The following is a 24,835-nucleotide window of genomic DNA, read 5'->3' as shown; positions in this document are numbered from 1 at the left end:
GCCTCCGACGCCTCCTAGATTTCCGTCCCCTCGAGCAGCTCGGTGACGAGGGCCGCGATGGGCGAGCGCTCCGAGCGGGTCAGGGTGACGTGGCCGAAGAGGGGATGCCCCTTCAGGATCTCGACCACGGCCGCGATGCCGTCGTGGCGCCCCACGCGGAGGTTGTCCCGCTGGGCGACGTCGTGCGTGAGGACGATCTTGGAGTTCTGCCCGATGCGGCTCATGACCGTGAGGAGCACGTTCTTCTCCAGGGACTGCGCTTCGTCGACGATCACGAAGGAGTCGTGCAGGCTGCGCCCGCGGATATGGGTGAGCGGCAGCACCTCCAGCATGCCGCGGTCCATGACCTCCTCCATGACCTCCTGCGACACGAGGGCTCCGAGCGTGTCGAAGACCGCCTGGGCCCACGGGTTCATCTTCTCGTTCTCGCTGCCGGGCAGGTAGCCGAGTTCCTGGCCGCCCACGGCGTAGAGGGGACGGAAGACGACGACCTTGCGGTGCTCACGCCGCTCGAGGACCGCTTCGAGGCCGGCGCACAGTGCCAGGGCCGACTTGCCGGTTCCCGCGCGTCCACCGAGGGACACGATCCCCACGTCGGGGTCCATGAGGAGGTCGATCGCGAGCCGCTGCTCCGCCGAGCGTCCGTGCAGTCCGAACACGTCGCGGTCGCCTCGCACCAGCCGGATCTGCTTGTCCGCACCGACCCGGCCGAGCGCCGACCCCCGCGGAGAGAGCATGATGACGCCCGTGTTGACGGGCTGCTCCGCGCCGGCCGGGGAGAAGACCGCCTGGTGGTCGTACAGGGCGTTGACCTCCTCGGTCGTGGCATCGAGCTCCGCCACGCCCGTCCAGCCCGAGTCCTTCACGAACTCGTTGCGGTACTCGTCGGCCTGCAGGCCCATCGCCGAGGCCTTCACGCGCATCGGCAGGTCCTTCGAGACGACCGTGACATCGCCCCCCTCGACGGCGAGGTTCTTGGCGACCGCGAGGATCCGTGAGTCGTTGTCGCCGCTCCGGAACCCCACCGGGAGCACCTCGGGCGACACGTGGTTCAGCTCGACGCGCAGCGTCCCGCCCTCGTTCCCGAGGGGAACGGCCCTGTCGAGTCCACCGTTCTCGACCCTGAGGTCGTCCAGCAGCCGGAGTGCCTTCCGCGCGAAGTAGCCGAGTTCCGGGTCGTGGCGCTTGCCCTCGAGTTCGGAGATGACGACGACGGGAAGGATCACTTCGTGTTCCGCGAACCGCAGGATGGCGCGGGGATCGGACAACAGCACCGAGGTGTCGATGACGTAGCTGCGGCGGGCCGCCGCTGCGTCGTGGTACTCAGCCGACGCGGCACCAGCTGCGTCGGGGGTACCGGTGGTGGCGTCCTGCCGGGAGGTGTTGGTTGTAGCCACGTGGACTCCGCTCCGGGGTGAGCACACCCCGAATTCGTAGGGTTGGGGTGGATCGCTCCGGCCTGGAGGCCGGGCGCGGCCTCCCCGACTCGTACGAGATGCCTGTCAGCACCATCGGCGTCATCAGCGGCCTTCCATCGACGGATTCGGACTCCCGTCGATGGGTCGACCCTACGCCGTCGGGGGGCGCGACGCAGTTCTTTTTCCGTTGGTTATTGTTACGAACTGGTGAACTCTCAGGACCCGAACCGCCGCTGCCTGCGGCCGAAGTCGCGGAGGGCCCGCAGGAAGTCGACGCGCCTGAAATCCGGCCACAGGGCCTCGCAGAAATAGAACTCGCTGTATGCGCTCTGCCACATGAGGAAACCGGACAGCCGCTGCTCGCCGGAGGTCCGGATGACCAGGTCCGGGTCCTGCTGGCCGCGGGTGTAGAGGAAGGACGAGATGTGCTGGTCCGTCAGTTCCTCGGCCAGGGTCTCGAGCGACATGCCCTTCCCCGCGGCGTCGCGCATCAGTTCCTTGACGGCGTCGACGATCTCCCGCCGCCCTCCGTAGCCCACCGCCACGTTGACGTGGAGCCCGTCGATCTTCTCCGTGGACGCCGCAAGGCTGGTGAGCTTCTCGCTGAGGTCCCGCGGCAGCAGGTCGAGGGCACCCACGGGCTGGACCCGCACCCGGTTGCTCTCGCCCAGCCTGTCCAGGGTGTTGGCGATGATGTCGAGGAGCTGGTCGATCTCCTCCTGGGGCCGGCCCATGTTGTCCGTGGACAGCATGTAGAGCGTCACGACGTCGACGCCGAGTTCCTCGCACCAGCCGAGGAACTCGTGGATCTTGTCGGCGCCCGCCTGGTGCCCGTGACTCGTGGGGGCGCCCGCGAGCTTCGCCCAGCGACGGTTGCCGTCCACCATGACGCCGATGTGGTGCGGGATGCGCTCGGGGGCGAGATTTCGCTGCAACCTGCGCTCGTAGAAGCTGTAGCCGACTTCGGGGAACTTCCACGTCACGCCCGGCTGCCCTCCCCTGATCCAGCTCCGGCCCGGCCGGAGGAATTCTCGATGCGGAACGCCTGCGCCCCGGATGCCTTTTCCTACCGTACCGGCAGTTGCCTGACAACAGGCCGTATTGACGGTACGGGCCATAGTCGTCGGCCCCGTCGACAATCCCGTCTCCTGCCCTGTGAGCTCCCTCATCCTCCGCGGAAATCGGGCGGTGACCCTTCTGCGCTTGGGCTAGAATCCGGGCATGACCTCGCGCCATCCGACCCCCGGTCCGGGCCCCTCGGAACCCGCCGGCGGCCGCGACAGGACACTCGGGGACGCCGTCGAGTCGGTGGCAGGCCCCCTGGCGGATGCGATGGCGACCAAGCCGCTCTGGCGCGGCTGGATCCACGCCGTCGCCACTCCGCTCGCGGTCGCTGCGGGCACCGTCCTGGTGGTCCTGGCCCCGACTCCGGGACTCAGGATCGCATCCGCCATCTACGCCCTGACCGGCGTCCTGCTCTTCGGCGTGAGCGCGGTCTACCACCGGGGCAACTGGAGCCCGCGCGTGAAGGTGGTCCTCAAGCGCCTGGACCACACGAACATCATGCTCGTGATCGCGGGTTCCTACACTCCGCTGGCATGGGCCCTGCTGGAGCGCGGGAGGGCGGAGATTCTCCTCTGGATCATCTGGGGCGGCGCGATCGCCGGCGTGCTGTTCCGGAACCTGTGGGTCGACGCCCCGCGCTGGCTCTACGTACCGATCTACGTGGCACTGGGGCTGGGCTCCGTGTTCTACATGCCCGACTTCTTCGCCGCGAACGTCCTCGCCGCGACACTGATCTGCGTCGGCGGGGCCTTCTACATCGCCGGAGCGGTGTTCTACGGGATCAAGCGTCCCAACTTCTCGCTGCGCGTGTTCGGCTTCCACGAGCTCTTCCACGCCTTCACAGTGGCAGCGTTCGCCGCGCACTTCGTCGCGATCATGCTGGCCGTCCTCCATCCGGTCCACGCCTAGCGGCAGCACGCGCCTCCCCGCGGATACCCGGCCGACGCCGCCTCACCGGACGACGACCGGCATCCGGTCGTCGCCGCCCTCGCAGCCGACCGCCCGCCTGACCGGCTGCGATCCTCTCCGTCGGCGGAACCGGCACCCGGCCGGCTACGCTCCCCCGCGTCCGTGGGGATGGCGTCCGTTCAGCGGTTGTCCGGTCCGTGCTTCCCGCCGGGCATCGGCCGGTCGTTCCCGTCCGGGCCCTGCAGGCGGCCCTGTCCGGCGTCGCCGGCTTCCTCAGGAGGAACGGACCCGCTGTCCGCTGCGCCGCGCTGCACCCGGGCCTGCTGCACCTCGGCGGTGTACCGGACCCTGCGGATGCGCTTGGTCATGTCCCGGATCAGGAAGATCACCACGACGACGACGAACAGTGTCGCCAGGAAGCCCAGGGTCCCGGGCGTCACGGACGACGGATCGAGGTCCGGACGCAGCGTCGGGTCCCCCGACGGCGTCGTCGTTGCAGCCAGGTTGAGGGTAAGCACCACGCATGCACCACTTTCGAAGCTCACGGCGGATTCCGATGGCCCGCCGCCTGCAATTCTACGCGGGATAGAAATTCCGCGGAGACCACGGATCAGGGCGTGATGCCCGTGAAGAAGTCGTCCTCGGGCAGCGGCGACTCGACCCGCGACGTGATGAGGGAGTAGTCCTCCCACGGCCACACCTTCTGCTGCAGCTCGACGGACACGGCGAAGAAGAAGCCTTCGGGGTCGACCTGCGTCCGGTGCGCGAGGAGGGCCCGCTCGCGGTGCCCGAAGTAGTCGCCGCAGTCGATCTGCGTGGTGGTGGGGTGGGCCGGAGGCGGGGGCTGGTGGCCTTCGGCGTCCGCCTCGAGCCACTGTGCGAGCCGCTCTGCGTAGGGCGACTGCAGGCCGGCCTCCTCGAGGGCGAAGTGCAGCGCGCGGAAGCGCTCAGGGTTGAACGCGCGGTCGTAGTAGAGCTTCGACGCGCTCCACGCCTCGCCGGTTCCCGGATACCGTTCCGGGTCCGCTGCGGCGTCGAACGCCTCGACGGCGATGCGGTGCGCCATGATGTGGTCCGGGTGCGGGTAGCCGCCGTTCTCGTCGTAGCTGACGATCACGTGCGGGCGGAACTCCCGCACGAGCTTCACGAGGGGGGCGGCCGCCCGCTCGAGGGGCTGGAGGGCGAAGCAGCCGAAGGGGAGATCCGGGAGCGGGTCACCCTCGGGCAGCCCGGAGTCGGTGAAGCCGAGCCACCTCTGCTGTACGCCGAGTTCGGCGACCGCACGCGCCATCTCGATCCTTCGCAGGCCCGGGAGGTCGCGCTTCGCATGGGAGTCGTTGTCCATGGCCGCATTGAGGATGTCGCCGCGCTCACCCCCGGTGCAGGTCGCGACCAGAACCTCGGCTCCCGCCGCGACATAGCTGGCCATGGTGGCAGCGCCCTTGCTCGACTCGTCGTCAGGGTGGGCGTGGACCGCGAGGAGGCGGAAGCCCTCACGGGACACGCGGGGATGATCCTGGTTCGGCAACACGTGCTCCTGGCTCTGCGGGGAAGGACGGCGGCCGGGAGAGGCCGCGCCGGGCGGACGGTAAAATAACAGCGTGAGCTCCGCCTATACGCCAACACCAAGAGTAGCCAATCGCTACGGCGCCCCAAAGCCGAAGAAGCCGATCGGCCGGGTGCGGATGCTGCTGGTTGCGGTGCTCCTCGCTGCCGTGGCTGCGGTGGCCGCCGTCGCCCTGACCTCGGGAAGCCCGGGCGTCTCCTCGAAGGACGTCGGGTTCTCGCTCACCTCGGACGGCCGGGCGAGCGTCGACTTCGAGGTGACGAAGGACCGCACGGCCACTGCCCAGTGCGCCGTGCAGGCGCTGAGCGAGAACTATGCGGTGGTCGGCTGGAAGGTCGTGACCATCGGACCGAACAGTGCCGGCGAAGGCGCGAACAACGGCGGCACCACGGCGCACCGCGCCGACGTGCGTACCGACTCGCCCGCCGTGTCGGGCGGCGTGAACGCCTGCTGGATCGTCGAGGACTGAGCAGGGCCCGCTGAGGCTTCTTGGGTTATGGCCCTCCCCCCTCTAGACTTGAGGGATACGTATCGCCCCGCTTCACCGGCGTACCGGCCTACCGGTCCCACGAGGCGGGGTGTTTGCTTGCCGGTGACAATGGCCCCGCCATTGCCCGGTCGAGTGACCATGAGCCCCGCCGAAGCCGGCGGCGGCCGTACCTAAGGAGTTATCCCGTGTCCACTAACAGTGCACCTGTCGCCTGGCTCACGCAGGAGTCCTACAACCGGCTCAAGAGCGAGCTGGAACACCTGTCGGGTCCCGGCCGCACCGAGATCGTCGCCCGTATCGAGCAGGCCCGCTCCGAGGGCGACCTCAAGGAGAACGGCGGGTACCACGCCGCCAAGGAGGAGCAGGGCAAGGCCGAGGCCCGTATCCGCCAGCTCACCCACCTGCTGAACAACGCGCACGTCGGTGAGGCTCCGGCGGACAACGGCGTCGTCGAGCCCGGCATGATGGTCTCAGCGAAGATCGCGGGCGACGTGGAGAACTTCCTGCTCGGCAGCCGCGAGGTGGCCGGCGATACGGACATCGACGTCTACAGCGAGAAGTCCCCGCTGGGCGCGGCCATCCAGGGCAAGAAGGCCGGCGACACCGTCACCTACGCCGCACCCAACGGCAGGCAGATCACCGTCGAGATCCTCTCGGCCACGCCGTACGCCGGCTGAGCGCTAGGCACCGAAACGGAAGCGGTCCGTCCCTCCGGGGACGGGCCGCTTCCGTTTGAGCAGGAACGCGGCGAGGATCCCGCCGAGCGCCCCGAAGAGGTGTGCCTGCCAGGAGATGGAGGATCCGACGATCGGCAGGATGCCCCACAGGATGGACCCGTAGCCGGCGAACAGGACGACGGCGAGCAGGATCTGCCTCCAGTCGCGGTTGTAGAAGCCGCGGGTGATCAGGTAGGTGAAGAGGCCGAAGACCACGCCCGAGGCGCCGATGGTCAGTCCGCCGCCGAACAGCCAGGTCCCCAGTCCCGAGGCGACCCAGCTCGTGCCGATGGCCACCAGGAAGCGCCGTGCCCCCTCCAGGAAGGCGAGGAACCCGAGGACGAGCAGGGGCAGCGTGTTGCTGGCCAGGTGGCCGATCCCCCCGTGCAGGAGCGGGGCGAACAGGACGCCGTCGAGCCCGTCCACGCGCCGGGGCGCGATCCCGAACGTCCGGACGAGGACGTTCCCGAGGACGAGGTTCAGCAGGAACACCGCCCACATCAGGGCGGCGAGGCCGACGACGGTCACGAGGCCTGCCTGCGCCCGGCGCGCGAGGGGCGTCATTGCCGCTCCTCAGCCCTGGATGACCACGGGCTGGAAGCCCTCGGCGCGCAGGTTGCTGAGGACCTGCTCGCAGTGCTCGTGGCCCTTGGTCTCCATGTTGATGGTGATCGCGACGTCGCCCATGCTGATCGACCCGCCCACTCTGGTGTGGTCCACGCCGGTGACGTTCGCATCCGATTCCGCGATGATCCGCGAGATGGTGGCGAGTGAACCGGGCCGGTCGTCGAGCAGCATACGCACCACGAGGTACCGGCCGGCTGCGGCAAGGCCGCGCTGGATGACCTTGAGCATCAGCATCGGATCGATGTTGCCGCCCGAGAGCACCACCACGGTGTTACCCGGGTTCGCCCCGTTCTCCGTCAGCTTCCCGTCGAGGAGGGCCGCCACGCCCACGGCCCCGGCCGGCTCCACGACCATCTTCGAGCGCTCCAGGAGGAAGATGAGCGCCCGTGCGAGGGAATCCTCGCTGACGGTCACCACGTCGTCCACGAGTTCGCGGATGATCGAGAACGGCAGCTGGCCGGGGCGCCCGACGGCGATGCCGTCCGCGATGGTCGACACCTTGGTCAGCGGCACGAGGGCGTCGGCGGCGAGGGACGGCGGGTACGCGGCGGCGTTCTCCGCCTGCACCCCGATGATGCGGATCTCCCGGCCGAGCTCCCGGGCCCGGGCCTTGACGGCCACGGCCACGCCCGCGAGGAGTCCTCCTCCCCCCACGCCCATGAGGATGGTGTCGACGTCCGGGACCTGCTCGAGGATCTCGAGGCCGATGGTCCCCTGGCCCGCCACCACGTCCACGTTGTCGAACGGGTGGACGAACACCGCCCCGGTCTCGTCGGCGTACCTCTTCGCCTCGGCAAGTGCCTCGTCGACGTTGTGGCCGTGCAGCACGACTTCGGCGCCGTGTCCGCGCGTCGCAGCGAGCTTGGGCAGTGCGACACCCAGGGGCATATAGATGCGCGCGGAGATGCCGAGCCGGGAAGCGGCCACCGCCACGCCCTGCGCGTGGTTGCCTGCCGATGCCGCGACGACCCCGCGGGCACGCTCTGCCTCGCTGAGCTTCGCCATCCGGTTGTACGCGCCGCGGACCTTGAAGGAACCGGCGCGCTGCAGGTTCTCGCACTTGAAGGAGACCGTCGATCCGGTGAGCCGTCCGAGGGCGCGCGACTGCTCGATGGGCGTGCGGGCGATGACGCCCTCGAGCGTCCGGTGCGCGGCCTCGACATCGGCGAGGGTCACCGGAAGATCGGTCGCAGGGGGGAAGTCCGGCACGATGGTCGCCGCGGGGGCGCTCGCGGTGCTTGCAGGGTCGGTCGTGGGGTTCACTACGGATTGCTCGGTCACGGGGTGGTCTCTTCCTGGAGGGCTGACGCCGGCTGCGCGGGGTAGGGGTCCGGGGTGCTGGCCGGCGACGCAGGGTGTCCCGCGGTCACCGGCATGCTAATGCCGGACCCTCCGTGATCGAGCCGGTGCTCCGGCGCGACGACCGGGTCGTATTCCCAGGCCCGTTGCGCGATGTAGCGTACGGAGGTGTTGAGGACCGCCAGCAGCGGGACGGAGAAGAGCGCGCCGGGGATGCCTGCGAGCAGTGTTCCGCCGGCAACCGCGAGGACGACGGCGAGCGGGTGCAGGGCGACGGCCGGTCCCATGATGAGCGGCTGGAGGACGTGGCCCTCGAGCTGCTGGACCAGCAGGACGATCGCGAGCATCACGAGGGCGTTGACCCACCCGTTGGCGACGAGCGCGAGCAGGACCGCGACGGATCCCGTGGCGAGCGCGCCGACGATCGGGATGAAGGACCCGATGAAGACGAGGACGCCGAGGGGCAGGGCGAGCGGGACGCCGATAACCGCGGCGCCGACACCGATGCCGACGGCATCGACGGCCGCGACGAGCATCTGGACGCGGACGTAGCTGGCCATCGACATCCAGCCCCTGCGTCCGGCGCCGTCGAGCGCCGCGCGGGCCGGGAGCGGCGCGAGTCCGACGACGAAGCGCCAGATGCGTCCGCCGTCGAGCAGGAAGAAGATCAGGGCGAACACGGTGAGCAGGGTTCCGGCACCCACGTGGCCCGCCGTCGTCCCGAAGGACAGCGCCCCGTTGAGGATCGAGGCGCTGTTGTTCTGGACCGCGTCCCCGATGTCCTGGAGGTACTGGTCGATCTGGGTCGCGGTGAGCTGCAGCGGCCCCTGGGCCAGCCAGTCGAGCATCTGCTGGCTCCCGGCCCGGGCCTGTCGCCAGAGGCTGGACAGGCCGAGCGCGAGCTGGCTGCCGACGAGGAGGAGGGCGGCCGTGATGAGGCCGAAGAACCCGACGAGCGTAGCGGCGACCGCCAGCCCGTTCGGCACCCGCCGGCGTCGGAGCGCGTTCTTGAGCGGCAGGAGCAGGGCGGCGAGCAGTCCGGCGATCATGAGCGGGATGACGAGGAGGGAGACCTGGCTGAGCAGGTAGATCAGCACGCCTCCGACGACGACGACGAGCCCCAGCCGCCAGGACCAGGACGCAGCGACGCGCAGCGCGAAGGGGACGTCGGAACGATCATCGGATCGCGGCGGCTGCCGGGGAGCGGTGGGCTGCTGTGGCAACGGCTCCGGCAGCGCGGCAGCGCCGCGGCTCACGGCACGCTGGAGGGCGCGCTGGGGTTTCGCTCCGCGGAGACGCTGCATGACCCAATCTTTCCATAGAAGACTGGAGGGCCCCTATCCGAGAGCTGGCAGTATGCCCCACCTCGCGGAGAAGGAAGCCCCCGGATCGAGCCAGCGGAGGCCCTCCCCCGAATTGAAGGCGTTGGCGGGCGCGGTCATGGGTTCGATGGCCACCGCCCTGCTCACGCCGGGGTAGCTCGTGCTCACGTAGACATGCGCATACGCGAAGGATTCCTCGGCCCAGAGGGTGACCCGTCGGCCGTCCGGCGCCGACAGGACGTGCTCGTGCCGACCCTCGACGACCCCGAGTCCGGTAAACGCCGCATCCAGCCGGAGGTCGCCGACCCGCCGACCGTTCCGGAGATCGTCCTGCCCGGACACCGGACGCTTGCCGGTGGGAATGGACCGGTCGTCCGACTCGAACACCTCGTCCGCGAGGATCCTCAGCGTGAGCTCCTCGGTGGGGACGTCGGAGATCTTGAGGTAGGGATGCGCGCCCAGCGCGAAGGGAGCGGCCTCCGACGAGAGGTTCGTCAGCTCCTGGGTGACGGTGAGCTGCTCCTCGGTGAGGCTGTAGGTGGCCCGATGCAGCAGGTGGAAGGGGTACCCGTGCTGCGGGAACACCTCGGCCTCGAGGACGACGCTGGACGGACCGGTGTCGACGGCCCGGTAGCCGGTGTTGCGGAGGAGCCCGTGGCTGGCGTTGCCCTTCGACGGCTCGGTGATATCGAGCTGCTGCTCCTTGCCGTGCAGGGTCCAGCGGCCGTCCGCCACGCGGTTGGGCCAGGGCGCCAGGAGGATGCCGCCGCCGCCCGCAGGGATGTCGCCGTCCCCCCAGGTCTCGGTGAGGGCGACACCGCCGCACTCGAAGGACCTCAGGGCCGCAGCGAGGCTGGCGACGACGACGGTCGAGGAACCGGCCCTCAGGGTGAAGTTGGTGCCGCTTGCCGGACGGGGAGTCGACGGTGTCATGGAGCGATGCTACCGCTGCCGATGGGCGGTCCGGGCGGTTCCGTTCCTGCGGCAATGCTTCTATGATAGGTTTTGTTCGTTTTGGTGCGGACTCGTTCATTTCGTACTCTCCGCCCCGCCCCGCCCCGCACCGCCCGCCCGCCCGCCCGCCCGTCAGGAGGATCATGCTCGCCGCAGAGCGCCACGCAGCCATCCTCGAGCGCCTTGCCCACCAGTCCGCGGTGCGGGTCAGCGACGTCGCGCTCGCGCTGGGGGTCTCGGAGATGACCGTGCGCCGGGACATCGACGTCCTGGAGTCCCGGGGCGCACTGGTGCGCGTGCACGGCGGAGCCGTGCGTCCGGGCAGCCTGAGTTCCGTGGAGCCCGGCTTCGACGCCAACCGGAGCCGGGGCGGCCAGGCGAAGCAGGGCATCGCGGCCGCGGCCGTCTCCCTCCTGGTTCCCGGCATGACGGTCTCCATCACGGGTGGCACCACGACCTACGCCTTGGCTCCCCTCCTGACGCGCGTGCGGGGACTGACCGTCATCACCAACTCCCTCCCCCTGGCGGACGAGCTCCACCGCCTGAACGCTGCATCGGCACCGGACGGCGCACCCCGGGTGCTGCTGTCGGGCGGGGAACTCACGCCGTCGAAGGCGCTCGTCGGGCCCCTCGCCACGAGCACCATCGCCTCCCTCCGGGCGGACCTGTGCTTCATGGGAGCACACGGCGTGGACGCGGCCGCCGGGATCACCACCCCCAACCTGGCGGAAGCCGACACCAATCAGGCCTTCGCCCGCACCTGCGGCAAGCTCGTCGTCCTCGCGGACGCGACGAAGATCGGCGTCGTGAGCCTCGCCCGGGTCGCCCCGCTCGACGCCGCCGCAGCCCTCGTCACCGACCAGCAGCCCGACGCGCGGTACGCCGCGCTCACCCGGATCCTCCGCGACCCCGTCCCCGACACCCACCTGGAAGAGCGCCCATGACTGTCATCACCCCGACCCGCCTGTCCGACGGGCGCGAGCTGATCTACTTCGACGCGAGCGAAGGCGGTGCGGCGCGGCACCGCGACGCGGCGGCGACCGCCGACGCGCGCGGTCTGCCACCTCGCGGCCCGGCCGGTACCGCACGGTACGACGCGCTGACCGGCGAGTGGATCGCCGTCGCGGCGCACCGCCAGTCACGCACGCACCTTCCCCCCGCGGATCAGTGCCCGCTGTGCCCCACGACTCCCGCCAACCTCTCCGAGATCCCTGCAGCGGACTACGAGGTCGTGGTGTTCGAGAACCGCTTCTCCTCGTTCGGTCCGGACCTGGGCGACCTCCCGGGCGATCCCTCCTGGGGTACGACGGCGACGGCGTACGGGCGGTGCGAGGTGGTCGCGTTCGACTCCGCCCATGAGGGCTCCTTCGGCTCCCTCAGCCCCGAGCGGGCCCGGACCGTCGTCGATGCCTGGGCCCAGCGCACCGAGGCCCTGTCCGCAATGCCCGGCATCAAGCAGGTCTTCTGCTTCGAGAACCGGGGCGCCGACATCGGCGTCACCCTGCTGCACCCGCACGGGCAGATCTACGCGTATCCGTTCATCCCGCCGCGCGCCGCGGTGCTCGCGGAGAGGGCGGCCGCGTTCTTCGAGGCCTCCGGGGGAAAGCAGACGCTGATGGGCCACGCACTCTCCTCGGAGCGCAGTTCCGGCGAGCGCATGGTGATCGAGGGCGAGCACTTCAGCGCCTTCGTCCCCTTCGCAGCCCGTTGGCCGCTCGAGGTGCACCTGGTCCCCCACCGCCAGGTGGCCGACCTCTCCGGCCTGACGGACGCGGAGCGCGACGAGCTCACCACCGTCTACCTCGACCTCCTCGGCAGGCTCGATGCCCTCTACCCGACACCCACGCCGTACATCGCGGCCTGGCAGCAGGCTCCGGTCGACGCCGTCCTCCGGCCGGCCAGCTACCTGCACCTCCAGCTGACCTCACCGCGCAGGGCCGCCGACAAGCTGAAGTTCCTGGCGGGCTCGGAGGCCGCCATGGGGGCCTTCATCAACGACACCACCCCGGAGAAGGTCGCGGAGGCACTCCGCAACGCAACTCCCGCAGCCCGGAAGGACTCCGCATGACCACCCCCCTCGACCTCGCAGCCGCCTTCACCGACCGCTTCGGCAGCGAACCGGACGGCCTGTGGTCCGCGCCCGGACGCGTGAATGTCATCGGTGAACACACCGACTACAACGGCGGCTTCGTACTGCCGTTCGCCATCCGCCACTCGACGACGGTCGCCGCGGCCGTCCGTCCCGACCGGACCGTCCGGGTCGCGTCGACCTTCGCACCCGACGACGATCCCGTCACGGCCGACCTCGACGCCCTGGAGGAAGGCAGCGTCAAGGGCTGGGCGGCCTATCCCCTCGGCGTCCTCTGGGCCATGGAGCAGTCGGGGTACCGCTGCCCCGGGATGGACATCCTCGTCGATTCGTCCGTGCCAGTCGGTGCGGGCCTCTCCTCGTCCGCGGCGCTCGAATGCTCCGTCGCCGTCGCCGTCAACGAGCTCTCGGAGGCGGGCGTGTCCCGGCGGGAACTCGCGGTGATCGGGCAGCTCGCGGAGAACCGCATGGTCGGGGCGCCCACCGGCATCATGGACCAGTCGGCGTCCCTGCTCGGTGAGCCCGGGCACGCCGTCTTCCTCGACTGCCGATCCGGCGACTCCCGGCTCGTCCCCCTCGACCTGGAGGGTGCCGGACTGGAGCTGATGGTCATCGACACCCGCGTCAGCCACTCCCATGCGACCGGTGGATATGCGGCGCGCCGCCGCTCCTGCGAACTGGGCGCCGAGCTGATGGGCGTTCCCTCGCTGCGCGACCTGTCGGTCAAGGACCTCGCCGAAGCGGCCGGCGTGCTCGACGAGGAGACGTTCCGGCGTGTGCGGCACGTCGTGACGGAGAACGCGCGCGTCGAGGACACCGTGCAGGTCCTGACGGCCACGGGACCGGCGGACCTCGGATCACTCCTCGTCGCCAGTCACGCGTCGATGCGCGACGACTTCGAGATCTCCTGTGCCGAACTGGACACGGCGGTGGAGGCGGCGCTCGGCGCCGGTGCACTCGGTGCCCGCATGACCGGCGGAGGGTTCGGCGGATCCGCCATCGCCCTGGCGCGGGTCGACGACGTGCCTGCCATCCGCGAGGCCGTCGAGGACGCGTTCTCCGCTGCCGGATTCCGGGCGCCGGTTATCTTCAGCGTCCTGCCCGGTGCGGGTGCAGCCCGGATCGCCTGAGGACCACCCACCTGCCGCCTGACGCACGAAGGGGCCCGCAACCGGACGGTTGCGGGCCCCTTCGTTCTGCTTCAGATCGGAGACCGTTCCGGAAGGAACGGGTCCGGTTGTATCAGTCGACCTGTATCAGTGGTCCTGTGTCAGTCGTCGCCGCGAAGGATCGCGAGCAGGCGGAGGATCTCCACGTAGAGCCAGACGAGCGTGACGGTGAGACCGAACGCTGCTGTCCACGAGTACTTCTGCGGCGCACCGTGGCGCACTCCCTCGCTGATCGACGTGAAGTCGATGATGAGCGAGAAGGCCGCGAGGCCGATGGCGAGCACGCCGATGACGACGCCGAACGGAATGCCCGTCCCGAGGAAGTCCGCGCCGCGGAGTCCCCAGGGGTCATCGTTCAGGCCGAAGACCATGAGCCCGAGGTTCAGCAGCGAGAAGGCCGCGTAGCTGACGATCGCGATCATGAAGAACTTCATGGCCCGGGGCGTCGCGCGCACCTTGCCGCTCTTGAACAGCGCCAGCGTGACGCCGAAGACGATCAGGGTACCGAGCACCGCCTGCAGGGCGATGCCGGGGAACATGGCCTCGAGGAACATGGTGATCCCACCGAGGAACAGGCCCTCGAGTCCGGCGTAGGCCAGGATCAGCGCGGGCGACGGCTCACGCTTGAACGAGTTCACGAGGCCGAGCACGAAACCGCCGAGCGCACCGACCACCATCAGCGGAACGGCGAGGCCCGGAACGAGGAACGCCGGAACCGCGGCACCCAGCAGCACGACACCCAGGCACAGCAGTGTCTTGACGATGACGTCGTCGAACGTCATGCGTCCCGTCTGCGCAGGTCCTGCGGACGGCTGGTTGTACATGTGCTCCAGCTGCTGCTGGTTGGCGATCGTCTGGCCCGCGTACGTCGCAGTGCCGTATCCCGCCATCTGGTTGCCTCGGGTAGCGGAACGGAAGGTCTTTCCGTTGAATACCGGATTACCGCCAAGTGCCATTTCTGTTAGTCCTCCATTAGGGGGCTGAGTGTCCTGCAACCCTACCAATTCCAACGGTTCGAGCGGATTTTTGTTCCCGGACAGGCGCCGGCGGCATGCTACCCCGAAGCGGAATTACAACACCAAGGCGGCTGTGTAAAACTTTCGTTACCGAATCGCTACCTCTGTCGGATGCTTTTGCGAAATGCCGAAACATGCCGCTAGTAACATGAGCCCCACGCCCGTGACACTCGTCACAACTGTTGATCCCGGCGCCCGCCGCCGGGCCTGCCCCCACCGTGGAGGTTCCCATCTTGTTTCCCCTATTGACGCCTGCGCGGATCAGGAGACCCCTGCTGCTGGTGCTCGGCCTCCTGGCCACCGTGCTGCTCGGTGCCCCCGCGGCGCACGCGTCCCCCCAGCCGCCCGTCCCTGGAATCCACCAGATCCAGGCCGCCTCGAGCGTCCAGACCCAGGAGTTCGACTATTCGATCGGCGGCGTACTCCGCGGTGTCGACGGTCCCATCGCCGACGTGACGGTCACGGCGACAGGCAACGGCTTCGAGGGTGAGACCACCTCGGGCCCCAACGGCGCTTGGAGCATCGACGTACCCGAGCAGGGCACCTATGAAGTCGCAATCGACGAGGAGACGCTCCCCGAGGGCGTCGCCCTCGCGGAGGGCCAGCAGAATCCGCGCGACGTGACGTTCGCCAACACGTCCAGCGCGACCACGCTCTTCCTCTTCGGCGAGGGCATCGTCTCCCAGCAGGCATCCTTCCTGGACACGCTCGCGGAGCGCGCGCTCGCAGGCTTCAGCTTCGGCCTGCTCCTGGCGCTGAGCGCCGTCGGCCTCTCCCTCATCTTCGGCACCACGGGCCTCACAAACTTCGCGCACGGCGAGATGGTGACCATCGGCGCCGTCCTGGCCTTCGCCTTCGCGGGCGCCGGACTCCCGATCGCGGTCTCGATCGTGCTCGCCGTCCTCGGTGGCGGACTCCTCGGCTACGTGCAGGACGCCGGGCTGTGGAAGCCCCTGCGGCGCCGCGGCACGGGCCTCGTGCCGATGATGATCGTGAGCATCGGCTTCGCCCTCGCGCTGCGCTACATCATCCAGTTCTTCTTCGGCGGCGCGACGCAGCAGCTGCCCGGTTCCCAGAGCCAGATCATCGAGATGGGTTCCGTCTCGATCTCCCGCAACAACCTGACGTCGCTGATCGTGAGCCTCGTGATCATCCTGGTGGTCGCGTTCCTGCTGCTCCGGACCCGGATCGGCAAGGCCACCCGTGCCGTCGCCGACAACCCCGCACTCGCCGCCGCCTCCGGCATCGACGTGGACCGGGTCATCCGCATCGTCTGGGTCATCGGCGGCATGCTCGCCGCCCTGGGCGGCATCCTGTGGGCGTACTACCGCCCCGGGGTCTCGTACAACATGGGCCAGCAGATCCTGCTGCTCATCTTCGCCGGCGTCACGCTCGGCGGCCTGGGCACCGTGTTCGGCGCACTCGTCGGATCCATCATCGTCGGGCTCTTCGTGGAGATCTCCACGATCTGGCTCGAGGCAGACCTCAAGTACGTGGGGGCGCTGCTGATCATGATTCTCGTGCTCCTGTTCCGGCCGCAGGGTATCCTCGGCCGCCGTGAGCGCATAGGTTAGGGGCTCGTCATGGACTTCGGAAACATCCTCATCAACGCGTTCGGCGAACTGATCAGCCCGACGACGGCGGCCTACGCCCTCGCCGCGCTCGGCCTCGCCGTCCACTTCGGCTACTCGGGCCTCCTCAACTTCGGGCAGGCCGGATTCATGGCCGTCGGAGCGTACGGCTACGCCATCTCGACCCTCAGCTTCAACGCCCCGCTGCCCGTCGCCGTCCTCGTCGCGCTGCTGTCCTCGGTGGTCTTCGCGATCGTGCTGGGCATCCCCACACTGCGCCTCCGGGCGGACTACCTGGCGATCGTGACGATCGCCGCGGCAGAGATCATCCGCTACATCGTGACCACCAACGGCCTCACGGACGTCACGGGTTCCGCGAACGGCCTGGCGGCCTTCGAAGGCGGCTTCTACGGGCTCAACCCGTTCCCCCCGGGCCGGTACAACATCGGCCCCCTGGGCATGAACGAGCGGGACTTCTGGATCCGCATCGTCGGCTGGTCGGTCGTCATCATCGCGTGCCTCGTCGTCTGGCTCCTGATGCGCAGCCCCTGGGGCCGCGTGCTCAAGGGCATCCGCGAGGACGAGAACGCCGTGCGCTCGCTCGGCAAGAACGTCTACGCCTACAAGATGCAGGCCCTCGTGATCGGCGGTGTGCTCGGCTCCCTCGCGGGCATCATCTTCACGCTGCCCCGCGGCGCCGTGCAGCCTGCCAACTACGCGACCGAGCTGACGTTCTTCCTCTACACCTGCCTCCTCCTCGGCGGCCTGGCCACTGTCCTCGGACCGGTCATCGGGGCGATGATCTTCTGGGTGGTGCTCTCATTGACGCAGGGACTCCTGTACGGCGCGATCGAGGTCGGCGCCATCACGTTCCTGTCCAACGCGCAGGCGGGCCAGCTGCGCTACATCCTCGTGGGCGTGGCACTGATGCTGCTCATGGTCTTCAGGCCGCAGGGCGTCCTGGGTAACAAGAAGGAGTTGGCGTTCGCATGACCTCCAGCCACAGCGACAACACACCCGGCACCGACGGCACGCCGGGTACAGGCGGCGCCCACGCGGCAGACGCCCCGGTCGACGCAGCAGGAGGAGCCACCCCCAGGGCCGCGGGTTCACATGACTCTGCTTCGAGCGACACGGTGTCCCCGGAACGCGACCACACGACGGACTCCGAGCCCATCACGACCGACGCGGCGGGACCGGGGTGCCGCAAGCGCGACCCCATCGTCGTCGCCCGCAACGTCACGCGGACCTTCGGCGGCATCAATGCCGTCGACGTCGAGCACCTCGAGATCCCCCGGCACAAGATCACCGCGCTGATCGGCCCCAACGGAGCCGGCAAGACCACGCTGTTCAACCTGCTGACCGGTTTCGACGTGCCGAACAGCGGGGACTGGGAATTCGACGGCAAACCCCTCGCCAAGGTCGCCTCGCACAAGGTGGCCCGCATGGGCATGGTCCGCACGTTCCAGCTCACCAAGGTCATGGGCAAGCTCACCGTCATGGAAAACATGCGGCTGGGCGCCACGGACCAGCCCGGCGAGAGCCTGGCCCGTGCCCTCTTCAAGGGCATCTGGGGTGGGCGCGAGCGGGAGATCACCCAGCAGGCAGAGGTGCTGCTGGCGAAGTTCAAGCTCGACACCAAGCGCGACGACTACGCTGCCTCGCTCTCGGGCGGACAGCGCAAGCTCCTCGAGATGGCGCGGGCGCTCATGGTCCGGCCGCGGCTCGTGATGCTCGACGAGCCGATGGCGGGGGTCAACCCCGCGCTGACGCAATCGCTCCTCGACCACATCAAGAACCTCAAGGCCGAGGGCATGACCGTCCTCTTCGTCGAGCACGACATGCACATGGTCCGCCACATCGCCGACTGGGTGGTGGTCATGGCGGAAGGCAAGGTCGTCGCGGAGGGACCACCGGACATCGTGATGAAGGACCAGGCCGTCATCGACGCCTACCTGGGCGCCCACCACGACGTCGATCTCGGTGACGAGACCGGCATCGAGCGCCTCGAGGAGGAGCTCGCCCACGACGACGCGTCGGTCGTCGGCACCGAGAACGAGGGCATCCTCGGCCACGGCGTCACCGAGGTCGGGGGCGCCCACGCCGCTGGCCCCCACAAGGATGAGGAGACGAAGTGAGAGAGGAATTCGAGGGTGACTCGGTGGTCAAGGTCACCGACCTCGTCGCGGGCTACATCCCCGGCGTGAACATCCTGAACGGCTGCAGCATCGAGGCACGCCGTGGTGAGCTGATCGGCATCATCGGTCCCAACGGAGCCGGCAAGTCGACGCTCCTGAAGGCGATGTTCGGCCTCGTCAAGGTCCACTCGGGAACCGTCGTGGTGCGCGGCCAGGACCTCACCGGCCTGAAGGCGAACCGGCTCGTGAGCCGCGGCGTCGGCTTCGTGCCGCAGAACAACAACGTCTTCGCCACGCTGACCATCGAGGAGAACCTCCAGATGGGCATGTACCAGCGGCCGAAGGACTTCAAGGAGCGCTTCGACTTCGTGACCGGCCTCTTCCCCGAACTGGGGAAGCGGAAGGCGCAGCGGGCCGGCTCGCTGTCCGGCGGTGAGCGCCAGATGGTCGCCATGGGCCGTGCGCTCATGATGGACCCCGCGGTGCTGCTGCTGGACGAGCCGTCCGCAGGGCTCTCCCCCGTCAAGCAGGACGAGACGTTCCTCCGCGTCCACGAGATCAACCGGGCCGGAGTCTCCGTGATCATGGTGGAGCAGAACGCCCGCCGCTGCCTGCAGATCTGCGACCGCGCCTATGTGCTCGACCAGGGCAAGGACGCGTACACGGGCACGGGGCGTGAGCTCATGAAGGACCCGAAGGTCATCCAGCTCTACCTCGGCACCCTCGCCGACACCGCCTGAGGCACTTCCGGAGGGAACGTAGGCGCTGAACGCAAGGGGTGGGCGGAACCGGCAACGGTTCCGCCCACTTCCTTTTAATGGCCGCTACGTTGGGGAGGGCAGACGGAGCGAGGACCACGGGAAGGACGGCCGGCACATGGCAGGAGCGAGTGATGCGATCGGCAAGGGCTTCGAGGTGGTGTTCCGCGGCATGAAGCACCTGCGGCGGCACCGCCCCATCCACTCCCGGGGGCTGAGGCTCGACGGCACGGCCGTGGTGCACGACCACGGGCTGAGGAGCGGGATCGCCTGGATCGACCGGCCGGACGCGACCCCTGCCACCGCACGGGTCTCACGCTCCGTGGGTACCCCGGACGGGCTGCCCGACATCGTCGGGCTCGCGGTGCGGATCCACCACCCCGGCTCCGGGCCACTGCCGTCCACGTTCTCGGACATCCTGCTGTCCTCCACGGGCTGGTCCTTCCCGGGTCGCTTCGCGCTGATTCCCCGGCTGCGCGCCTCGCGGGCTCCCCTGACCACGATGATGCCGTACCGCGGCGAGGACGGCCCCGTGCTGCTCGGGGCGCGGACGCTCTCCCCTTCCCGACTGCCGTCCTCCCTGAGGGGCTTCGAGCGGGCCCTGGGGACCTCTCCGTGGCAGCTCGGCCTGTACTTCGCCACTCCGCGAGGGGCCTGGCAGCACTTCGGCACCCTCACGCTGCGCCTGGACCCCGAGGGAGAGGAGAAGGACCTGCGCTTCGACGCCGTCCTGCACCCCTTGGCCGGCGCCCAGACCTACGACTGGACGCGCAGGGTCCGCGAGCCCTCCTACGCCGTCTCCAGGCGCCAACCGGGTGACGCCTGAGCACAGTCCAGCCTGCCCGATCCTCGAGGGACAGCACGTAACTCCCGGACAGCACGAGCCTGCGGGGACAGCAGAAAGCCCCGGCCGCGCCTTCCGTCGGAAGGGCGGCCGGGGCCGTGAACCACTGCGGCACGCTTTACCGGAGCTGGGCTCCGGACGAGTCCCTAGAGCTGTCCGACCTCGGAACGGCTCGGCTGGGGCTTGTTGTCGGCGTCGTACTTGTAGATACCGATAGCGGCTTCGGTGGGATCACCGTTCTTGTCGAAGGTCACGGGACCGGACACACCGTCGTAGTCGATGTCCTCGCCGTCGCGCAGCAGCGTGACGCAGCCGGCGAAGTCGAAGCACTTGGTGCCGTCCTTCGAGACCGCCTCGAGCTGCTTCGCGATCTCGGTGCCTTCCACGCTTCCCGCTGCCTCGGAGGCGAGCGCGATGAGGTTCACGGCGTCGTAGCTCTCGCCCGAGTAGGCATAGCTGGTCAGCTTGGGGTCCACGGTCGCGAGCGCTTCCTGGAACCCGGTGCCGGTGAAGGGGCCGGGGATGGTGCCCTGGGCTCCCTCGAGGGTTCCGGGATCGAGGTCCGCGCTGTAGTCGGAGGTGTTGCCGTCGACCATGAACAGCGTGCTCGCGTCGATGCCCTTCGCGACCAGCAGCGGGACGATGCTCTTGGCCTCGTCGAAGCTGATGAGGACGATCGCATCAGGCTTGGCCGCGGCGATGGCGTCCACCTGGCTCGAGAACTGCGAGTCACCGGTGTTGAACATCTCGTTGGCGACGACCTGGCCGCCGGCCGCTTCAACGGTCTCCTGGATGGTGCCCTGCAGACCGGTGCCATAGGCGTCGTTCAGGGTGATCATGCCGACCGTCTGAGCGCCGCAGGTCATGATGTAGTTGCCGAGCGTGCGGCCCTGGAGGACGTCCGAGGGGGCGGTGCGCCAGTACAGGCCCTTGTCGTCCCAGGTGCTGAATTCGGCCGCCGTATTGGCGGGAGAGAACTGCACCACGCCGGCGCCGGTGATCTGGTTGATGACGGTCTTCGAGACGCCCGAGGATGCGGCACCCACGATGGCGCTGACGTCCTGGGACAACAGGTCCGTGACGGACTGCGTCGCGATGTCGGTCGTGGTGTCACCGGAGTCGCGCTGCGTGATGGAGACGTCCTGGCCGAGCACGCCACCGGCCTCGTTGATCTGGTTGACGGCGAGAGTGGAGCCGGCAATCTCGGGCGGGCCGAGGAACGCGAGCGTCCCGGTGGTCGGCAGGAGGGAACCGAGCTTCAGCGGTGCAGGACTCGTGGTCTTGCTGGCGGGCACGGCGGCGGGGTCACCCTTCTCGCCCTGCTCCTCGCCGGCGCCACCCTCGCTCTCGGGGCATGCCAGAGCCGACGTTGCGGCGGCAGCAGTGGTCTCGGTGTCGCCGGCGCCCTCGGAACTCGTGGTTCCGCCGCCGCCGCAGCCGGAGGCAAAGAGCGCGATCCCCAGGCTCAGGGCAGCGACCTTTCCCGCGCGCGTGGCATTGTCCCCGATGCCGAGCAGCGCGGAGTTGCGTGTTGCAGTCATGAATTAGTCTCCTCGACCGAAAGGCTCTTGCTGCCTTTGATGCGATCACCAGGTGTTCCTGGCTTATGGAAAAGCTAATCGATAAATGTGTCTCAGATAAGGGAATCCGGTTACATCCTTGTAACGCTCGTCACAGCCGTGGCAGCGCACTCTTGACAGCGGGCACTACTCAGAGTGCTGTCCATCTGGGCCACGCCGCGCGGGAGCGGCACCACGTCGGGGAGGAAGTGCCCCAGCAGGGACTCGAACCCTGACTGAACAGATTTTAAGTCTGCTGCCTCTGCCATTGGGCTACTGGGGCCGGCCAGCCTGTCCAGCGTACCGCGGACGCACCGGACTCGTTCACCGGGGGACAGACGACGAACGACGGCGACCCCGGAAAGGAGGTCGCCGTCGTTCGTCGGTTCAAGCCGTGTCAGCCCGGTGTCAGCCGGGTGTCAGGCCGTGGCCTTCGCTGCTGCTGCCTGCCCTGCCGGCGTCGGCGGCTGGCTCTGCAGCGCGGTGTCCTTCTTCGGCGGCGGGGTCGCCGCTTCGCGGAACTGGCGCTGCGGGTTCTGCAGGTCCGAGAGCGGAGCGAGGTCGCGGCCGAAGAGGAAGCTCATGCTCCAGTTGACGATCACGCGGGCCTTGCGCTCGTACATCGGCATCGCGAAGCCATGGTAGCCACGGTGGGCGAGCCAGGCCGGGAAGCCCTTCATGCCGAAGCCCATGATGTTCGCGACACCCTTGAACTGGCCGAAGCCGGCCACGGCGCCGAGGTTGGTGTGGCGGTATTCCTTGACCTCACCCACGCCGTAGCTGGCGGCGAGGATGTTGGCGGCGAGGAGCTTGGCCTGGCGCACGGCGTGCTGGGCGTTGGGGACGCAGAAGCCTCCGACTCCCCCACCGGTCAGGTCGGGGACGGCGGCGACGTCGCCCGCGGTCCAGGCGTTCTGGAGGGGTCCGTCGTCGCCCGTGATCCGGAGTTCGGCGTTGGCGCGCAGGCGGCCGCGCTCGTCGACCGGGAAGTCCGTGGAACGGACCACGGGGTTGGCCTGCACGCCTGCGGTCCAGATCAGGGTGTCGGTCTCGAACTCGTCGGCCGGCGTCTTGTCCGGCATGTTGATGAGTTTCAGCGTGCCGTCGACGGCGCTGGAGAGCGACGTGTTGAGCAGGACCTCGATCTGGCGTGAACGGAGGTGTCCGACGACCCACTCGGCCTGCTGGGCCGTGACCTCGGGCATGATGCGCCCCATGGCCTCGACGAGGACGAAGCGCAGGTCGGAGCGGCTGAGGCGGGAGTTCGCCTTGACGGAGTCGCGGGCGGCGTCCTCCATCTCGGTGATGGTCTCGATACCGGCGAACCCGCCGCCGACGACGACGAAGGTCAGGGCGCGGTCACGCTCGGGACCCTCGGGCATGACGGAGGCCGTCTCGATGCGCTCGAGCATCTTGTTGCGCAGTGCCACCGCTTCCTCGATGGTCTTCAGGCCGATGCCCTGGTCCTTGAGGCCTTCGATCGGGAAGGTGCGCGTGATGGAACCGGCAGCGACGACGACGTCGCTGTAGCCGAGCTCGAAGGACTCGCCACCGCCCGTGGGCTCGATGGTGGCGGTCCGGCCGGCGTGGTTGATCGACGTGACCTTGCCCGAGATCAGCTCGGTCTTCCGCAGGTGCTTGCGGTGGGACACGATCGCGTGGCGCGCCTCGATGCTCCCGGCGGCGACCTCGGGGAGGAAGGGCTGGTAGGTCATGTAGGGCAGGGGATCCACCAGCGTGACGATTCCGCCGTGGTCCTTGACCTTTTTCTGCAGCCTGTGCGCGACGTACAGGCCTACGTAACCGCCGCCGACGACAAGGATGCGCGGGCGGTCAGAGAAGTGTGGGTTCGATGCCATTCCTCGATGCTACCGGAGTTTGTGAAAATCTTCACTAGCTCCGCGGAGGAGGCGGAGCCCCGGTCACCACCGGTCGTTCCCGCCTCCCGGGACGTGCTCGATCCGTCCCGCGTTCCCCTCGGAGGGCGCTGGCGTACGCCTCCTGACGCGGGCCACGTGCAGGGCCCCGCCGAGGAGCACTGCGAGCATCAGCCCGCCGAATCCGAGCACCACGAGCGCGGGCACGTCGTGCACGGAGGTGAGCGGGTCCTCGGCCTGCGGCGCCGGCGGAGCCGGGATCACCTCGGCCGGCGGATGGCTCGGCAGGGCCGGAGCGGAGGCCGGGGGCTGCCCGCCGCGCCGGTAGGTCTGGATCCACTGGGCCATGCTGCCCAGCCGGTTCTCCGCGGGTACCGCGAGGTCGGCATCGACGGCGGCGGCGACGTCGAGCACGCCGTAGCCGTAGAGCGTGTCGAAACCGGGCTGTCCGGCGTCACGCGCCGTGTCCACGATGCGGTTGACGACCTGCGCGGCCGTCAGCTCCGGATAGCGGGCGCGAATGAGGGCTGCGACGCCCGAGACCAGCGGTGCCGCGCCGGACGTGCCCGACCAGTTCGCGTAGAAGCCGCCGGGCAGTCCCCCGACGAGGTTCTCGGACGGGGCGGCGACCGCGATGCTGATGCCCTCGGAGGACGCTTCGGCACTCGCCAGGCCCGAACGGTCGAGCCCTGCGACGGCGAGGACGCCGGGTATCGTGGCGGGCGCTCCGACCTGTGTGAGCCCGCCGGCCCGGTTGCCGGCCGCGGCGACGATGACGACGTCGTGCTGCTCCGCGTAGAGGAAGGCCTGGTCCCAGCTCTCGGGCCAGGCGGTACTCGTGCTCCCCAGCGACATGTTGATGACGTCCGCGCCGTTGTCGACGGCCCAGCGGACCGCCCAGGGAACCTGTTCGTCGACCGACACGCCGGCCGGATTGGGACCGCTGCTCTGGCCCTCGATCCAGAGGGAGACGGCGAGCAGGTTGGCCTTCGGTGCGACGCCGACGATCCCGTCCGGACCGTTCCCGTACTGGCTGAAGGGCGCCGGGGTCGGCGAAGGAGCCCTGCCGGAACCGGAGGGCCTCGGCGCGGCGGGGTCGGTGTGGCCACGCCCGGCCAGGAGGGTGCTGACCAGGGTTCCGTGGCCCGGCACTTCCCCGATGCCGCGCTGCCCGCCGGGATCGCCCGCACCCGAGGCATCCGTGCCGCCGATCACGGCTCCGGCGAGGTCGGGGTGGGTCGCGTCGATCCCGCTGTCGATCACCGCCACCGTGACACCCTCGCCCTGCGTGCTCTGCCAGGCTTCCTCGATGCCGTAGTCCTCGAGCCAGTACTCCTTGCCGCGGATGTCGTCCGCGGCGGCCGGGGTGGCCGGCAGGAGGACGGCGAGGCACACGACGACGGCAGCCCCCGCACGGACGGCGAGGCGCGCTCGGGAGAGCATCAGC

General features: G+C 69.1%; 23 protein-coding genes and 1 tRNA gene. 11 read left to right on the top strand and 13 right to left on the bottom strand.

All coding sequences use genetic code 11. The features are described from left to right. Nucleotides 1-14: 14 nt before the first annotated feature. Both phoH2 and P5G52_RS16750 read right to left on the bottom strand, forming a co-directional pair. The gene (gene phoH2, locus P5G52_RS16755; protein WP_435868714.1) at nucleotides 15-1,397 is read right to left on the bottom strand and encodes an RNA 5'-3' helicase PhoH2; all 1,383 of its coding nucleotides are present in this window, start codon (nucleotides 1,395-1,397) and stop codon (nucleotides 15-17) included. A gap of 236 nt (nucleotides 1,398-1,633) precedes the next feature. Continuing rightward, the gene (locus tag P5G52_RS16750) at nucleotides 1,634-2,401 is read right to left on the bottom strand and encodes an isoprenyl transferase (RefSeq protein WP_301229638.1); all 768 of its coding nucleotides are present in this window, start codon (nucleotides 2,399-2,401) and stop codon (nucleotides 1,634-1,636) included. A 349-nt stretch (nucleotides 2,402-2,750) separates the two neighbouring features. Between P5G52_RS16750 and trhA the strand changes: the two genes are divergently transcribed. Further along, nucleotides 2,751-3,392: a PAQR family membrane homeostasis protein TrhA gene (gene trhA / locus P5G52_RS16745; protein WP_301230186.1), complete on the top strand. Its 642-nt coding sequence runs from the start codon at nucleotides 2,751-2,753 to the stop codon at nucleotides 3,390-3,392. A 179-nt stretch (nucleotides 3,393-3,571) separates the two neighbouring features. Here the strand turns inward: trhA and P5G52_RS16740 are convergent, their stop codons facing one another. Next, nucleotides 3,572-3,937 carry a hypothetical protein gene (locus P5G52_RS16740; protein ID WP_301229637.1) on the bottom strand — a complete coding sequence of 122 codons (366 nt, stop codon included), beginning with the start codon at nucleotides 3,935-3,937 and terminating at the stop codon, nucleotides 3,572-3,574. Nucleotides 3,938-4,002: 65 nt separating this feature from the next. Next, entirely contained in the window at nucleotides 4,003-4,920 is a 918-nt protein-coding gene (gene mca, locus P5G52_RS16735) for a mycothiol conjugate amidase Mca (protein ID WP_301229635.1), read from the bottom strand. Between the two features lie 73 nt (nucleotides 4,921-4,993). Between mca and P5G52_RS16730 the strand changes: the two genes are divergently transcribed. Both P5G52_RS16730 and greA read left to right on the top strand, forming a co-directional pair. Continuing rightward, nucleotides 4,994-5,428 (top strand): DUF4307 domain-containing protein, encoded by a 435-nt coding sequence (locus tag P5G52_RS16730; protein WP_301229633.1) that lies wholly within the window; start codon nucleotides 4,994-4,996, stop codon nucleotides 5,426-5,428. 206 nt (nucleotides 5,429-5,634) lie between these two features. Next, nucleotides 5,635-6,126, top strand: a complete 492-nt coding sequence (greA, locus tag P5G52_RS16725) for a transcription elongation factor GreA (protein ID WP_301229631.1) — start codon at nucleotides 5,635-5,637, stop codon at nucleotides 6,124-6,126. A 3-nt stretch (nucleotides 6,127-6,129) separates the two neighbouring features. On the opposite strand, the gene P5G52_RS16720 is transcribed toward greA, so the two are convergent. From P5G52_RS16720 to P5G52_RS16705, 4 genes are all read right to left on the bottom strand, one after another. Then, the gene (locus tag P5G52_RS16720; RefSeq protein ID WP_301229629.1) at nucleotides 6,130-6,729 is read right to left on the bottom strand and encodes a rhomboid family intramembrane serine protease; all 600 of its coding nucleotides are present in this window, start codon (nucleotides 6,727-6,729) and stop codon (nucleotides 6,130-6,132) included. A gap of 9 nt (nucleotides 6,730-6,738) precedes the next feature. Then, nucleotides 6,739-8,001 (bottom strand): threonine ammonia-lyase, encoded by a 1,263-nt coding sequence (ilvA, locus tag P5G52_RS16715; protein ID WP_301230184.1) that lies wholly within the window; start codon nucleotides 7,999-8,001, stop codon nucleotides 6,739-6,741. 68 nt (nucleotides 8,002-8,069) lie between these two features. Continuing rightward, on the bottom strand, nucleotides 8,070-9,395 hold the full coding sequence (locus P5G52_RS16710) for an AI-2E family transporter (RefSeq protein ID WP_301229627.1): 1,326 nt from the start codon (nucleotides 9,393-9,395) through the stop codon (nucleotides 8,070-8,072). Nucleotides 9,396-9,428: 33 nt separating this feature from the next. Next, on the bottom strand, nucleotides 9,429-10,346 hold the full coding sequence (locus tag P5G52_RS16705; RefSeq protein WP_301229625.1) for an aldose 1-epimerase family protein: 918 nt from the start codon (nucleotides 10,344-10,346) through the stop codon (nucleotides 9,429-9,431). Nucleotides 10,347-10,510: 164 nt separating this feature from the next. Here P5G52_RS16705 and P5G52_RS16700 point away from each other — a divergent pair, with 164 nt between their 5' ends. From P5G52_RS16700 to galK, 3 genes are read left to right on the top strand one after another with little or no spacing between them, the layout of a single operon-like run. Beyond that, a complete protein-coding gene (locus P5G52_RS16700; protein WP_301229623.1) occupies nucleotides 10,511-11,311 on the top strand; it encodes a DeoR/GlpR family DNA-binding transcription regulator in 801 nt (266 codons plus the stop codon). After that, complete coding sequence (gene galT / locus P5G52_RS16695; protein WP_301229621.1) at nucleotides 11,308-12,435, top strand: galactose-1-phosphate uridylyltransferase; 1,128 nt, start codon at nucleotides 11,308-11,310, stop codon at nucleotides 12,433-12,435. The genes P5G52_RS16700 and galT overlap by 4 nt, the downstream gene beginning before the upstream one ends. Further along, complete coding sequence (gene galK, locus P5G52_RS16690; RefSeq protein WP_301229619.1) at nucleotides 12,432-13,586, top strand: galactokinase; 1,155 nt, start codon at nucleotides 12,432-12,434, stop codon at nucleotides 13,584-13,586. Before galT ends, galK begins: the two co-directional genes overlap by 4 nt. A 140-nt stretch (nucleotides 13,587-13,726) precedes the next feature. Here galK and P5G52_RS16685 read toward each other — a convergent pair whose 3' ends face one another. Further along, on the bottom strand, nucleotides 13,727-14,581 hold the full coding sequence (locus P5G52_RS16685; protein WP_301229617.1) for a Bax inhibitor-1/YccA family protein: 855 nt from the start codon (nucleotides 14,579-14,581) through the stop codon (nucleotides 13,727-13,729). Nucleotides 14,582-14,874: 293 nt separating this feature from the next. Between P5G52_RS16685 and P5G52_RS16680 the strand changes: the two genes are divergently transcribed. From P5G52_RS16680 to P5G52_RS16660, 5 genes are all read left to right on the top strand, one after another. Next, a complete protein-coding gene (locus P5G52_RS16680) occupies nucleotides 14,875-16,215 on the top strand; it encodes a branched-chain amino acid ABC transporter permease (protein ID WP_301229615.1) in 1,341 nt (446 codons plus the stop codon). A 9-nt stretch (nucleotides 16,216-16,224) separates the two neighbouring features. Continuing rightward, nucleotides 16,225-17,205: a branched-chain amino acid ABC transporter permease gene (locus P5G52_RS16675; protein ID WP_301229613.1), complete on the top strand. Its 981-nt coding sequence runs from the start codon at nucleotides 16,225-16,227 to the stop codon at nucleotides 17,203-17,205. Beyond that, nucleotides 17,202-18,350 (top strand): ABC transporter ATP-binding protein, encoded by a 1,149-nt coding sequence (locus P5G52_RS16670; RefSeq protein WP_301229611.1) that lies wholly within the window; start codon nucleotides 17,202-17,204, stop codon nucleotides 18,348-18,350. The genes P5G52_RS16675 and P5G52_RS16670 overlap by 4 nt, the downstream gene beginning before the upstream one ends. Continuing rightward, the gene (locus P5G52_RS16665) at nucleotides 18,347-19,090 is read left to right on the top strand and encodes an ABC transporter ATP-binding protein (RefSeq protein ID WP_301229609.1); all 744 of its coding nucleotides are present in this window, start codon (nucleotides 18,347-18,349) and stop codon (nucleotides 19,088-19,090) included. The genes P5G52_RS16670 and P5G52_RS16665 overlap by 4 nt, the downstream gene beginning before the upstream one ends. Before the next feature lie 136 nt (nucleotides 19,091-19,226). Further along, nucleotides 19,227-19,934 carry a hypothetical protein gene (locus P5G52_RS16660; RefSeq protein ID WP_301229607.1) on the top strand — a complete coding sequence of 236 codons (708 nt, stop codon included), beginning with the start codon at nucleotides 19,227-19,229 and terminating at the stop codon, nucleotides 19,932-19,934. 164 nt (nucleotides 19,935-20,098) lie between these two features. Here the strand turns inward: P5G52_RS16660 and P5G52_RS16655 are convergent, their stop codons facing one another. The 4 genes from P5G52_RS16655 to P5G52_RS16640 form a co-directional block, all read right to left on the bottom strand. After that, nucleotides 20,099-21,493 carry an ABC transporter substrate-binding protein gene (locus P5G52_RS16655; RefSeq protein WP_301229605.1) on the bottom strand — a complete coding sequence of 465 codons (1,395 nt, stop codon included), beginning with the start codon at nucleotides 21,491-21,493 and terminating at the stop codon, nucleotides 20,099-20,101. A gap of 228 nt (nucleotides 21,494-21,721) precedes the next feature. Next, nucleotides 21,722-21,794 (bottom strand) — tRNA-Leu (locus tag P5G52_RS16650). Nucleotides 21,795-21,930: 136 nt separating this feature from the next. After that, nucleotides 21,931-23,370, bottom strand: coding sequence for an NAD(P)/FAD-dependent oxidoreductase (locus tag P5G52_RS16645; protein ID WP_301229603.1), 1,440 nt, complete (start codon nucleotides 23,368-23,370; stop codon nucleotides 21,931-21,933). 63 nt (nucleotides 23,371-23,433) lie between these two features. Further along, nucleotides 23,434-24,831: a S8 family serine peptidase gene (locus P5G52_RS16640; protein WP_301229601.1), complete on the bottom strand. Its 1,398-nt coding sequence runs from the start codon at nucleotides 24,829-24,831 to the stop codon at nucleotides 23,434-23,436. Nucleotides 24,832-24,835: the final 4 nt, after the last annotated feature.

The sequence above is a fragment of the Arthrobacter burdickii genome, from assembly GCF_030433645.1.
GTDB classification, from domain to species: Bacteria; Actinomycetota; Actinomycetes; order Actinomycetales; family Micrococcaceae; genus Arthrobacter_D; species Arthrobacter_D burdickii.
This window is presented reverse-complemented; position numbering and strand designations above follow the sequence as displayed.